This window comes from Streptomyces sp. NPDC088147 (assembly GCF_044741565.1).
Lineage (GTDB): Bacteria > Actinomycetota > Actinomycetes > Streptomycetales > Streptomycetaceae > Streptomyces.
In genome coordinates this window covers 193,929-206,686 of the sequence record NZ_JBIUSY010000003.1, presented here as the reverse complement: position 1 = coordinate 206,686, position 12,758 = coordinate 193,929, and the positions used below count along the sequence as shown (strand labels likewise).

The window sequence follows — 12,758 nt, the reverse complement described above, 5'->3', positions numbered from 1 at the left end:
GCCTGTGCTGAATACTTCTACAGCGCTGTAGAAGTCGATCCGATCCGTTACCGGGAGAGAGCAGACTTGATGTTCGGCTTGAGTGAACTGGCCCTGATCCTCATCGTCGTCGCCGTGGTCGTCGGGGTGAAGAGGCTCCCTGAGCTGACCCGCTCCGCCGGCAAGGCCGCCCGCATCCTCAAGAGTGAGACGAAGGCGCTCAAGGAGGAGGGCAAAGAGGCGGGCCAGGCGGATGGCGCGACGGATGGCGCGACGCACGGCAAGACGCACGGCAAGACGGACGCCAAGACGGATGGCACGACGGACGGCCAGGATTCCGGCAGGACGTCCGACGCCGCCGGGCCGGGGGAGCGTCGTGTCGTCACGGGCATCATCGTCGACCGGGACGACGCCCCCGCGCGGGACTCTCGCGACAGGCCGTAGCCCTAGACTGAACCGCTGGTTCGGGCCTTCAGGTATGAGGACATTCGGGTTGACGGGGTGACGGCCCGCGCGGGACGGGAGAGCGATCGTGACGCCAGGTGTGCCGACGGGTGCCGGCGGCTTCGAGGACCCTCCTGCCGAGGTGCTGGCCGAGGCCGCCGCCGCGTTCGGACTGCTGGCGTCGTCTGCGCGGCTGCACATCATGTGGGTGCTGGCCCAGGGCGAGAGCGATGTGACCGGACTCGCCGAGCGCGTGGGCGGGGCGCTGCCCGCCGTGAGCCAGCATCTGACCAAGCTGAAGCTGGCCGGTCTCGTACGGTCGCGGCGCGAGGGCCGTCGCCAGGTGTACTTCGTCGACGATCCGGATGTCGTGACCGTGGTCCGGCTGATGGTCGGGCAGCTGACCGACCGCGCGGCGCACGCCCCGGCACGGCGCGTCCGCGACATCACTGCCTGAGTCCGCGGTGCCCGACTCCGTGGCGCCCGACTCCGTGGCGCCCGACTCCGTGGCGCCGGACTCCATGGCGTCCGGAGCGAGTACGTCCGGAGCGGGTACGTCCGGAGCGGGTACGTTCGAGGCGGGTACGTCCGGAGCGGGTACGTCCGGAGCGGGTACGTCCGGGGCGGATGGGTCCACGGCGGCCACGTCCGGGCCGGGGCCGGGCGCCGGCCTCGGTCCCGTGGACCCCTGGGCGCCGGGCGGGGACGGCACCCCGCCGGATCTGGCCGCCCTGACGACCCTCCAGGTGCTGCGGCGGCTGGACAGCGGGCCGCGCGGGCTGACGGAGGCGCAGGCCGAGGAGCGGCTGCTCCGGTACGGCGAGAACGCGGTGCCGGAGTGGCGTACGGCGTCCTGGCCGCGGCGTTTCGTACGGAGCACGCGGGATCCGTTCACCGCCGTACTGCTCTGTCTCGGGGTGGTGTCGGCCACCGTCTCCGCCTGGGGCACCGCCCTGGTGATCCTCTCGCTGGTCGTGGTCAGCTGTCTGCTGCGCTCGTCCGGGGAGCACAGGGCCGACCGTTCCATGGCCGGGCTGCGCGAGCTGGTGGCGACCACGGCGACGGTGCAGCGGCGCGGGAGCGACGGGGACGGGGATGGGGACGGGAGCGGGGCCCGTGGGGGCCGGGCCGACGGGGGCGGCTCGCGGCCGAGGGAGATTCCGGTCGACCAGTTGGTGCCGGGCGATGTGATCCGCCTCGGCCCCGGCGATCTGGTGCCCGCCGACGTACTGCTGCTCCGCGCGAGCGGGCTGACCGTGCATCAGGCGGCGCTGACGGGGGAGTCGGCGCCGGTCGAGAAGTACGCCGTCGACGCGGCGGCCCCGACAGGCAACGAGCCGGTGGCCCGTACCTCCGCGGCCGGTGAGACGTTCGCGGGGGTGTTCGCGCAGCCGCGGCTGTGTTTCCAGGGCAGCAGCGTCGCCTCGGGCAGCGGCACGGCCGTCGTCGTGGCGACCGGGACACGTACACGGTTCGGCGCCGCGCGCGGCCGGCCGGGACGCCGTACGGCCAGTGCCTTCGACCGGCAGGTGAACGGCATCTCGTGGGTCCTCATCCGGTTCATGCTGCTCACCCCGCCGCTCGTCCTGATGGCCAACGCCGCCCTGCGCGGCCGGGGCCTGGAGACGCTCCCCTTCGCGGTCGCGGTCGCCGTCGGACTCACTCCGGAGATGCTGCCGGTCATCGTCACCACCGCCCTGGCCCGGGGCGCCTCACGCCTCGCGCGCCACCACGCGGTCATCGTCAAACGTCTGCCCGCGCTGCACGACCTCGGCGCCGTCGACGTACTGTTCCTGGACAAGACGGGCACCCTCACCCAGGACCGGCCGGTGGTCGGCGGGTCGACGGACGCGAACGGCGACCCCGACCCCGAGGTGCTGCGCTGGGCCGCCGTGAACGCCTGGTGGACCCTGCAACTGGCCGATCTGCCCGCCCCTGACGCCCTCGACGACGCGATCCTCGACGCGGTGGACGAAGAGGATCCGGCGCGGTACGAGGGCGTGGCGGCCCTCCCGTTCGATTCCGTACGCCGCCTCTCCACCGCGGTCGTACGACGGCCGGGCAGCCTCGGCACCCACACGCTCGTCGTCAAGGGGGCGGTCGAGGCCGTGCTCCAGCGGTGCGCGCTCGACGACGAGGAACGGGACCGGCTCAGCGCGCTGGCCGCCCGCGAGGCGGACAGCGGTCTGCGGCTGCTCGCGGTCGCCACGGCGGAACGGCCCGCCCGTCACCGCGACTACACCCCCGCCGACGAGCGCGGACTCGACTTCCGGGGCTTCGTCGCGCTCCACGACGCACTCGCTCCGACCGCCGCCGAAGCGCTGAAGGTGCTCGCCGAGCGCGGCGTCACGGTCAAGATCCTGACGGGCGACCACCCGGGCACGGCGGCCCGCGCGTGTCTGGATCTGGGCCTCGACATGGCGGCCGGCGGGCACGCGGGCCGTGACCTCGGGGTCGGCGGGCACGCAGGCCCTGACCTCGGGGGCCGTGACCTCGCTGACGGTGGTGTCGGAACCGGTGGCCTCGGAACCGGTGGCCTCGGGAGCGGCGGCCTCGCTGGCGGTGGCCTCGCTGGCGGAGAGGTCGTCACCGCCGAACGGCTCGACGCGCTCACCGACGCGGAACTCGCCGAGGTCGCCCGGCACACCACCGTCTTCGCGCGCTGCACACCCGAGCACAAGGCCCGTATCGTCGCCGCCGTCCGCGCCGACGGGCACACCACCGGCTTCCTCGGCGACGGCGTCAACGACCTGCCCGCGCTGCACGCCGCCGATGTCGGGATATGCCCGCGCGACGCCGTCGACGTCGTCCGCGAGTCCACCGATGTCGTGCTCGCGCGGAAGGACCTCACCGCGATCGAGCACGCGATCGGCGCCGGGCGTCATTCGAGCGGCAATATCGCCACCTATCTGCGGATCACGCTCTCCTCCAACCTCGGCAATGTCATCGCGATGCTCGTCGCGGGGCTGCTGCTGCCGTTCCTGCCGATGCTTCCGGCCCAGGTCCTCGTCCAGAACCTGTGCTTCGACGCCGCGCAGCTCGCCTTCGCGTACGACCGGCCGCTGCCCGAGGCGCTGCGCCGGCCGACGGAGCTGCGCTCCCGGGCGTTCTTCCGGTTCATCACGGGCTTCGGTCTCATCAACGCGCTCTCGGACCTGGCGACGTTCGCGCTGCTCGCGTCGGCCTCGCACGCCGCCGTCGACGGGGACGGCCAGGCGGAGTTCCACTCCGGATGGTTCACCGAGAACCTGCTCACCCAGGCGCTGGTGATGCTGCTGTTGCGTACGAGCGCACGCCCCGCGTCCGGTCGGCGGGCTCCGAGCCCCGTCCGCTGGGCCGCCGCGGGGCTCGCCGTCACCGGGCTGCTGCTGCCGCTCTCGCCGCTCGGCCCTGTCCTGGGCATGCCCCCGCTGCCGGGACTCTCCTACGTACTGCTCGGCGCGGTTCTGGGCCTGTACGCGGCCGGACTGGTGCTCGCGCGGCGGCGCATCGGCGGCGCTCAGCTGTAGGGGCGCCCGGCTGGAGCTCCCTCATGGTTGTACGGTTGCGCAATACAGCAATTGAGAGAGGAAGGCGGGGCGGAAATGGTGCGTAACGGGTTGGAGCCCTGGCATCTGCTGATCGTGGCGATCGTGATCATCGTGCTGTTCGGCTCGAAGAAGCTGCCGGACACCGCGCGTGCCGTGGGCAAGTCCCTGCGCATTCTCAAGAGCGAGGCGAAGGCGATGAAGGGGGAGGGTGCCACGCACCCGGCCCCCTCCGGCCGGGCGCCTTCCGAAGCCGCCGGCGATGACGCGGCACGCTGAGCGCGGAGCGCGCGGCTCAGCTCAGGGGCTGGCTCTGTCGATTCCGTACCGCAGCGGCTCGCCCTGTACGCGCGGGTCCCGCCGGTACACGTAGACCGCCACCGCCTGGGCGCCGCCCGACGGCCCCTCCAGCTCGCAGGGGTACGTCACCTGCACCACGGACGGCCGGTCGGTGACCCGCATCCGCATGCCGTCCGCGGGGCCGCCGTCGAGCACCGCGGTTTCCCATTCCGTCGCGTACGCCTTCACGTCCGGGTGCCTGCCCGGATCCCTGCCCTGATCATTCATGCGAACACTTTATGGGTTGCGCAAGTTTAGGACTATAGAGGGGATCCGGACAGGGACGGACGTACGCCGCGGGCCGGACGGTGGTGAAGCCCGGTTACAGAGTGCGCTCCAGCCGGTCCGCCATCAGCTTGATGAAGCGCGAGGGGTCACTCAGCTCGCCGCCGTCGGCCAGGAGGGCCATCCCGTAGAGGAGTTCGGCCGCCTCGGCCAGTCCCGCGTCGGCGTCCCGTTCCGTGTGGGCGTCCCGTCCCGCGTCGGCGTCCCGTCCCGCGTCGGCGTCCCGTTCCGTGTGGGCCTTCCGCAACCCGGTGACCAGCGGGTGCGTGGGGTTGAGTTCGAGGATGCGCTTGATGCGCGGCACCTCCTGGCCCATGGCGCGATACATGTTCTCCAGGGCGGGCGTCACATCGTGGGTGTCCCCGACGATGCAGGCGGGCGAGACGGTGAGCCGGGACGAGAGCCGTACTTCCTTCACGCTCTCGCTCAGCTCCGTCGTCATCCACGTCAGCAGACCGGCGAACTCCTGCTGCCGCTTCTCGCGTTCGGCCTCGACCTCCTTCTTCTCCTCCTCGGTGTCGAGATCGACCTCGCCCTTCGCGATCGACCGCAGCTGCTTGCCGTCGAATTCCGGTACGGACTGGACCCACACCTCGTCGACCGGGTCGGTCAGCAGCAGCACTTCGAAGCCCTTGGCCTGGAACGCTTCCATGTGCGGCGAACTCTCGATGGCCGAGCGCGACTCGCCCGTCATGTAGAAGATGTGCTGCTGGCCCTCCTTCATACGGTCCACGTACTGCCGGAGAGTGGTCAGCCCCTCCTTGTCCTGGGTCGACGCGAACGAGGAGACGCCGAGGATCGCGTCGCGGTTCTCGAAGTCGCTGAGCAGACCTTCCTTCAGGACCCGGCCGAATTCCTTCCAGAACGTCGCGTAACGCTCCGGGCTGCCGGACATCATGTCCTTCAGCGTCGACAGCACCTTCTTGACGAGGCGACGGTGCATCAACTGAATCTGGCGGTCCTGCTGGAGGATTTCCCGCGAGACATTGAGCGACAGGTCCTGCGCGTCGACGACACCCTTGATGAAGCGGAGGTATTCGGGCATGAGCGCTTCGCAGTCGTCCATGATGAACACGCGCTTCACATAGAGCTGAACTCCGCGCTTGTGTCCCTGCATGAACAGGTCCTGGGGCGGGTGGGACGGGATGAAGAGCAGCGCCTGATATTCGAAGGTGCCCTCCGCCTGCATACGGATGGTTTCGAGCGGGTCGTTCCAGTCATGACTGATGTGCTTGTACAGCTCGCTGTACTCGTCATCGGTCACCTCGCCCTTGGAACGGGCCCACAGCGCCTTCATGGAGTTGATCGTCTCGGCCTCGCGCGGGCCGCCACTGCCGCCGTCCGCACCAGCATCCGCATCCGCGTCCGCGTCCGCGTCGGTGTCCGTGGATTCCGCGGCCATCTTGATGGGCCAGGTGATGAAGTCCGAGTACCGCTTGACGATTTCCTTGATCTTCCAGGCGGACGTGTAGTCGAAGAGCTGGTCCTCGATGTCCTCGGGCTTGAGCCGCAGCGTCACCGACGTACCCTGCGGCGCGTCGTCGACCGTCTCAATGGTGTACGTACCCTCGCCACTGGATTCCCAGCGCGTCCCCTGGCTCTCCCCCGCGCGCCTGGTCAGCAGCGTGACCTCGTCGGCCACCATGAAGCTGGAGTAGAAGCCCACACCGAACTGCCCGATGAGTTCCTCGGACGCGGCCGCGTCCTTGGCCTCCTTGAGTTCCTTCAACTCCTTCAGGAACTTCGCGGTGCCGGAATTCGCGATCGTCCCGATGAGCTCCACTACTTCGTCGTGCGACATGCCGATGCCATTGTCGCGTACGGTCAGTGTGCGCCGCTCCTTGTCGACCTCGATGCCGATGTGGAGATCCGATACGTCTTCCCGCAGCTTGTCGTCGCGGAGTGATTCCAACCGCAACTTGTCCAATGCGTCCGAGGCGTTGGAGATCAGCTCGCGCAGAAATACGTCCTTGTTCGAGTAGATCGAATGGATCATCATCTGCAGGAGTTGACGCGCTTCTACCTGGAACTCGAATGTCTCGATAGGCATGTTGCCCGGATTCCTTCCCCGATTACTCGTCAGCGCCAATGCAGTGGGCCGGCTCACATGGTATCCAGCCGCCGCGGCGCTCACAGGGGATGCGGCCAGAGCGGGGGAGGACGGCGGGGCCGCTGCCCCGGGCGTCCCGCGCCGCGAGGTACCTCCGCGTACGCGCCCGCACGCTCCGACCTCGCCGGCACCTCTGCGGGGCTCACGCCGACCGGTGACCTGGGAAACCCCGCGCGCGAGGTTACCGACTAGGGTCGTCGACGCCGGTAAGCCGAGTCTGTCGTGAGGTATCCATGTCATCCCACACCCCGGATCGCCCGGAGCCACTGGTCCAGCACTTCGGCCGGGACGGCATGCGTCGAGTGGGACGGGGGAGTCTGCTGGGGGCGGAGCTGCCGGAGACCGCTCGGACGTACTTGGAAGAGACCGGCATCCCGCAGAGCGTCGCCCCTTACTTCCAGGCCCCGGAGGCCGCCGAAGGGACGACACTGGGCGTTGTCGCCGTACGCCTGGGACTGCCTCAGCCCCCGAGAGAGCTTGAGACATGGCCGCGTATCGCCAGCGATGGCCTCGCGCATCTCTGTGTGCGACCGGACGGTGCGGTGCAGGCGGTTGTCCTTGAGGACGTCGCCGAGGACATGTTCGTGAACACAGACCTGTCGACGCTCGGCGCGTCACTACTGGCGCTGGACCGAGCCCTGCCCGTCATCGCCGCGTCCTCCGGGCCGGTGGACGCGGCAGCCACTTTCCGAGAGTTGAACGCGGAGCTGCGACGGGTCGACCCCGCGGCTTTCGCCGAAAGGGAGAGCTGGTGGCCTCGCGTCCTGGACGATGTCCGCCACACGCTCAACTTCCCCTTCTCAGCCGCATTCGAATACATCGACGAGGCGGGGAAGGAGAAGGTCGTGACGGAGGCGACCGGACCAGGGCTGCCCCATCCCGAGGAAAGGATCTGGCGACGCCTGTCGGCTGACGGCGTGGACCCGAGCCGGGTACGCCGGGTCTACTGTGAGCTCGAACCGTGCCTCATGCCTGGTCACTACTGCGCGGTCTGGCTCCACACGACCTTTCCCACCGCCGAGTTCACTCACAGCTTCGACTACGGAGATACGGCGGAGTCCCGGGAGGAAGGGTTGAAGGCGCTCATCACCTACGCGGCCGAACAGGCGAGGCGTCAGTGACTCGCTGGGATCGTCCCGCGGCAGGTCGCGAGCCCGCCGCCGCGGCACTGCTGGGCTGGCTCGCCGACGCTCAAGCACCGGGAATCTGCCTGGTGTCCGGATCCGAGCGCTGCGGGAAGTCGACACTGCTGGCCTGGCTTGTCGCGCATGGGAGCCGTGAAGGGACGCCGGTGAGCCGGCGTGTGCACGCCGTGGTCCCGCGGTCCGGGGAGAGCCTGCTGGGAACGGTATGGGCGCTGGCCGACCAATTGGGCGTGGTGGCGCGTGCCCCGGATGAGCTGGTGGAGGTTCTGACAGCTGATCCGCGACGCACCGTGATCGTCCTGCCGGACCTCGCCACCCGGCCGGTCGCCGAACTCGTACGGGCACTGGCACAGTTGCCACACCTCAAGCTGATCGCCGAAACACGGACGGACAGCGCTGCCCACGCGCTCCTGAGAGAAACGAACGCGGCCGAGCTGAACCTGGATCTGGAGCGGTGGACAGACCCGGAACGCCTTGAGACCTGGAGGGCTGGACTGTCCTCCGACGTTGATCGGAACCCAGCCGTCGCCGAGGCGCCCGCGCCGGTGGATCTGGCTGAACCGGCGTCGGTCTGCGCGGCCGACCCTTGGGTCGTCACTGCTGCCTACGAAGCAGACTCCGAAGACCACGGAGGCTTGCGGACGGCGTGGCTGAGGGCAGGGCAGTCCCTGTGCCGCGAGCAGGACGAGGCCTCACGCGCGCTGGTCCTCCTGGCCGCCCTCGGAGACGGCGCCGACCCCCGACTCCGTCAAGCTCTCGCGGTCCTGGCCGAGGAAGCGCCCTGGCGCGTGGCGTGGAATCGGGTCAGGGGAGACGTATCACCGCCGTGGCCCGGCCCGGTGGCCGCGCTGGCGAGGGGATCAGGGCCGCTTGACAACTGCTTGCTGTCAGCGGATCACCGCGGCACGGTGCACGTACTCAATGCCTCGGATGCCGGTCCACGTGGGCGGTTCACACCCTCGGCCACACAGTGCGCCGCGATGTCCGTACTGCCGGACGGGACGGTCTTGCTGCTGGACGACTGGGGCCGAGTGCATGTGGAGCGATCGCGGGCCGTGCGTCCGGCCGCCTCCGGTCTCGAAGCGTTGCTGAACGACACGCCTCATCAGGCCGACCACATAGGCGAGTTGCGGGAGCACTCGGGAACGGCCCTGGCGGCGACACCCGGTGAGCAGCCGGTAGTGGTTCTCGGTGACGCCGAGGGCCGGGTGCGCACCTTCGGCGAGACCACTGAGTCAGCGCGTTCGCATGCCGGACGCGTCGCAGCCCTTTCGACGCTGAACGTCAGAGCCGAGGGCGAGGCCGGCGGCGTCGCGCCGTTGGTCTACAGCGGGGGCGCGGACGGAACGGTGCGAGCCTGGGCGCCGGGCCACGAGCCCATGGCCGCGCCGCTCGCCGCGCGCCGCTGTCCCGTGGTGGCGCTGCACGCGTCGGACACCCGTGAAGGACCGGCGCTGGTGGTCGCCTGGGAGGATGGCCTCGTCGAACTCCACCGCTTCGACGGTGGCGAAGTAGTGGGTTTTCGACCGGGGCCTCCTGTCCGCGCTGTGGTCATCCTCGCGGACCGCTCCCTTGTCATCGGCACGGACGAGGCGCTGGTCCGCCTCGCTCCAGCACACTGACAGCAGCTGACCTTGCCGGCGGGTTTGATTCACAGCATCCTCACCCCTTCAAGTTGACGAGCATTCAGGCACTGTTGAACCTGGAATGGTTGCTCTGTCTCGGGGGGATTCACGCATGGGGAAGAAGCTGCCCGACGATCTCGTCGAGGTACTGGACCTTGTAGGCATCGACTGGCCCCAGATAGACGAGGACGAGGTCAAAGCCTCGGCGAAGGACTACCGAGACCTGGCCGAAGGCATACGTGATGCGGTCAAGGAGGGCAATAACGCCTGCTCGCACATCGTGGCAGGCAAGAGCAGGGGAGAAACCGTCACAGCGATAGACCGCCGCTGGGGCAAGCTCACCACTCGGGACCTCGCTACGTTCGCCGACGGGTGCGACGACTTGGCCGGCGCGCTCGATGAATGCGCCGGCCTAATCCTGACCTGCAAGATCGCGATCATCGCCAAGCTCACAGCCACGGCGGCCGCGGCCACCGCAGGGGTTGTCGGCATGTTCTTCACCGCCGGGATCAGCGGTCTTGTCTCCGCTGCTGCCATCGGTGCCGCCCGCCTCATCATCCAGGAGGCCATCGACTACGCGATAGGCCAGATCACGGCGGTCGTCACGGACAAGATCGAGGACAGGATACTCGCGGAGATCGAGACGCTGTTCAGCGACCGGCTCGGCGGCGGCAGCACCTATGACGTCATGGCGTCGGGTAGCGCGGACATGGCTCAAGACCTGGTCATCGAGTTCGACGAATTTGACCGGGAATCCGGTGACTACAAGAAGACCGCCGACAACTTCGACAAGAAGAAAGGTTCATTCAAGGACGGTGGCGCACAGCGCAAAACGTCCGTCAAGAAGGACAGCCGCTTCCATAAGCTCGCCACCGTCATGGACAAGGCTGAAGACGCGGTCGAAAAGAAGGCCGACGACATGGTCAAGACCCTTGAGGACCATGGCGGGAAGATAGACAAGAGCAAACGGGACCACAAGGGCAACGACAAGGATCGCGAGCGCGACTTCGATAAGTGCGGAAAGGATGATGATGACGTCCGCACCTACTTGCTGGCGACAGACGGAACAATAGAACGCCTTCTGCCCAACGGTGACCTCAAACCCCTGGACAGGGTGGACGAGGAGCGGTTGGGTGGAATCACCAATGATGGCAAGGCCTGGCGACCGGGTTCGAGACGCGAACAGGAGGAGTCCGGGGTACCTGGCACTCATAAGGGTAAGGTGACTTCGACCAAGGTTGATCCGTATTCCGACCGGCTGGGCCAGGCAACTCAATTGGCCCGCTTTGCGCGGAACGACTACGGGGGCAGCAACTACGCGGCAGGGCGCTATGTCGACCCCGGTGGCAGAGGGGAAAGCATACTCGTCGGCTACAGTGAACCAAACAAGCTCCACTCGGAACGCTCAATTGGTTACCCGATAATGCATAACGAAAAAAAGTCAGGGCTGAAGGAAGTCTTTACCGAGCGAGAGCCGTGCCAGAAAAGGCCCAGTTGCGACAGGTGGCTGGACCTCCATTTCGGCTCCACGGCGGTGCACCACGTCGCCGACTATGATGCGTCCGTTTCCTCCCTGCATCAACGCAACCGAGAACACAGGGATTATGTGGCTGATCTGAAGATCGCCCATGGTCGATAATTCGAGGGTAAACAAGTAAGGTCTGGCTATGCGTCACGCAATCACGTCCGAAGAGCTGATTGGTCGATACGGAATCACTGGTGTTGTTTATTTTCCGCGTTACGAAACCGATGTGTATCTCCATGAGAAAACGGCGAACTTTCTGAGTTCTGTCGGATTGCCGCACGATGAGCAATTCATGACGCGAGCCGAGGGTACGCCGATCCTGCTCTCGGAAAAATATGCGCATCATGAGGAGGGACTTCCCTCGCAGTGCGAGAACTGGCTTGAGCTGGGCTGGTTCTCCTACATGGTCATCGCGCTGGACCCGGCGGACGGGAAGGTGTACGCCTTCCCGGAAGGGGAACCTCTCGACGCGTATGTGCAACTCCATCGGGATGTGGAGTCGCTCGTCTACACTCTTCTCGCTTTTCAGGAATTCGCAGACGCCTGTCGTTCAGGCGCAGACCTTGATCAACTGGAAACCCATTTCAAAGAGCAGATCAACTCCTTCGATCCGATCCCGTTTGCGGCCGAGGAACCGGAGTGGACGCGGATCATCGAAGAAATCCTGGAGGAGTCATGGTCCGCGTAGGGATTCGATCGCGGAGTCTGAGCTCATCTCCGTGCTCCGTGCTCCGTGGCTGGGGCCTGTGATGCCCTGAGGGCTGACTCCATGCGTGCTTGATCAACGTTCGTCAACGTCACGCACTGCCCTGGGCAGACCGGCTTCGCGCAGTGGACCTCGGTGTGTCTGCACGAGAGCGAGACCCGGCGCTGCGAGACCGCGCGGTGAGCGACATCGAATGCGTGGAAGCCCTCTGCCAGTGGCTCTCCGCGTTCGTCGCTTCGGTATCCGACTTCGTGGGTGTTCCAGAACTCTCCTGGGTACGGCTACTCATGCGCCGCGCGATGCCGGCTCCTACCGTCACATGCATGCTCCAGAGCCCTGTGCGTAGAGCCCGGACCTCCGGGCGGTCCGTCCTGTATGCCGTCACAGGGCTGGTGATGGTGGCGCTGCTGGTCGGTGTCGTGGTGGCGGGGAACGCTGTGTGGAACGGCGCGCCGTATCCCTCGGCCGACCCCGACACGGTCGCGCAACGGCTCAAGTCCCGGTCCGACGAGGTGTACGACGACTTCGCGCTGCCCGAGAATCACGCCGCGGATGGGGGCAGGGTCGATACCGGCGCCTGTTACTACCGCGGGCTGAGGGGCCTCGCCCACATTGACGATGCGCGAAGCGACGTCCGCAGCTTCGGTCTCGACTGGAGCGTGCCCGACGTCCCCGAAGCCACCGCCCGAGACGCGCAGGAACGCGTGCGCCAGCGGCTGGTGCAGAAGGGTTGGAAGCTCACTCATGAAGGCGGCCGTGCAGGAGCAACGTTCCGCGAACTGGGCTTCCGTTTTGAAGATCCGGTGGGCGGCGACATGGTCGACGTGCAGTGGAACGACTTGACCACGACGCTGTTCATCAGCGTCTACGCCCCCTGTGGGCAGGTTCCCGCCGAGTTCGTGGAGTACGACTGGTCTGAGCGGACTGGCATCCGAAAAAGCCATCCGCTGGGCTTTGAAGTGGCTTCCTGCCCTTGAGGACGGGAAGCCACTCGTCGGGTGGCGTATGTGGCCGACGTCCCGCAACACCCTGCTGTATGTGATGCGCTTAAAGGCCGCGCGAGCCCATGGCTG

The 12,758-nt window shown here is 67.4% G+C and carries 11 protein-coding genes; 9 read left to right on the top strand and 2 right to left on the bottom strand.

The window, feature by feature from the left end; translation table 11 throughout:
* Positions 1–69: 69 nt before the first annotated feature.
* The 4 genes from ACIOGX_RS11745 to tatA all read left to right on the top strand — a co-directional run bounded on the left by ACIOGX_RS11745 (position 70) and on the right by tatA (position 4,229).
* Positions 70–423, top strand: a complete 354-nt coding sequence (locus ACIOGX_RS11745) for a twin-arginine translocase TatA/TatE family subunit (protein WP_401912325.1) — start codon at positions 70–72, stop codon at positions 421–423.
* A gap of 100 nt (positions 424–523) precedes the next feature.
* Positions 524–880 (top strand): ArsR/SmtB family transcription factor, encoded by a 357-nt coding sequence (locus tag ACIOGX_RS11740; protein ID WP_383962065.1) that lies wholly within the window; start codon positions 524–526, stop codon positions 878–880.
* Between the two features lie 64 nt (positions 881–944).
* Positions 945–3,932, top strand: a complete 2,988-nt coding sequence (locus tag ACIOGX_RS11735; RefSeq protein ID WP_401913363.1) for an HAD-IC family P-type ATPase — start codon at positions 945–947, stop codon at positions 3,930–3,932.
* 75 nt (positions 3,933–4,007) lie between these two features.
* Positions 4,008–4,229 carry a Sec-independent protein translocase subunit TatA gene (gene tatA, locus ACIOGX_RS11730; protein WP_356515302.1) on the top strand — a complete coding sequence of 74 codons (222 nt, stop codon included), beginning with the start codon at positions 4,008–4,010 and terminating at the stop codon, positions 4,227–4,229.
* Positions 4,230–4,250: 21 nt separating this feature from the next.
* On the opposite strand, the gene ACIOGX_RS11725 is transcribed toward tatA, so the two are convergent.
* Together ACIOGX_RS11725 and htpG are read right to left on the bottom strand one after the other, a co-directional pair.
* Positions 4,251–4,517, bottom strand: a complete 267-nt coding sequence (locus ACIOGX_RS11725; RefSeq protein ID WP_356515304.1) for a hypothetical protein — start codon at positions 4,515–4,517, stop codon at positions 4,251–4,253.
* Positions 4,518–4,611: 94 nt separating this feature from the next.
* Positions 4,612–6,624 carry a molecular chaperone HtpG gene (htpG, locus tag ACIOGX_RS11720; protein WP_401912321.1) on the bottom strand — a complete coding sequence of 671 codons (2,013 nt, stop codon included), beginning with the start codon at positions 6,622–6,624 and terminating at the stop codon, positions 4,612–4,614.
* 293 nt (positions 6,625–6,917) lie between these two features.
* Here htpG and ACIOGX_RS11715 point away from each other — a divergent pair, with 293 nt between their 5' ends.
* The 5 genes from ACIOGX_RS11715 to ACIOGX_RS11695 all read left to right on the top strand — a co-directional run bounded on the left by ACIOGX_RS11715 (position 6,918) and on the right by ACIOGX_RS11695 (position 12,662).
* A complete protein-coding gene (locus ACIOGX_RS11715; RefSeq protein WP_401912318.1) occupies positions 6,918–7,805 on the top strand; it encodes a nucleic acid/nucleotide deaminase domain-containing protein in 888 nt (295 codons plus the stop codon).
* A gap of 92 nt (positions 7,806–7,897) precedes the next feature.
* Positions 7,898–9,451 (top strand): hypothetical protein, encoded by a 1,554-nt coding sequence (locus ACIOGX_RS11710; RefSeq protein ID WP_401912315.1) that lies wholly within the window; start codon positions 7,898–7,900, stop codon positions 9,449–9,451.
* Positions 9,452–9,566: 115 nt separating this feature from the next.
* Positions 9,567–11,093, top strand: coding sequence for a nucleic acid/nucleotide deaminase domain-containing protein (locus ACIOGX_RS11705; RefSeq protein WP_401912312.1), 1,527 nt, complete (start codon positions 9,567–9,569; stop codon positions 11,091–11,093).
* A 28-nt stretch (positions 11,094–11,121) separates the two neighbouring features.
* On the top strand, positions 11,122–11,667 hold the full coding sequence (locus ACIOGX_RS11700; RefSeq protein WP_401912310.1) for an SUKH-4 family immunity protein: 546 nt from the start codon (positions 11,122–11,124) through the stop codon (positions 11,665–11,667).
* A gap of 197 nt (positions 11,668–11,864) precedes the next feature.
* Entirely contained in the window at positions 11,865–12,662 is a 798-nt protein-coding gene (locus tag ACIOGX_RS11695) for a hypothetical protein (protein WP_401912308.1), read from the top strand.
* Positions 12,663–12,758 lie beyond the last annotated feature (96 nt).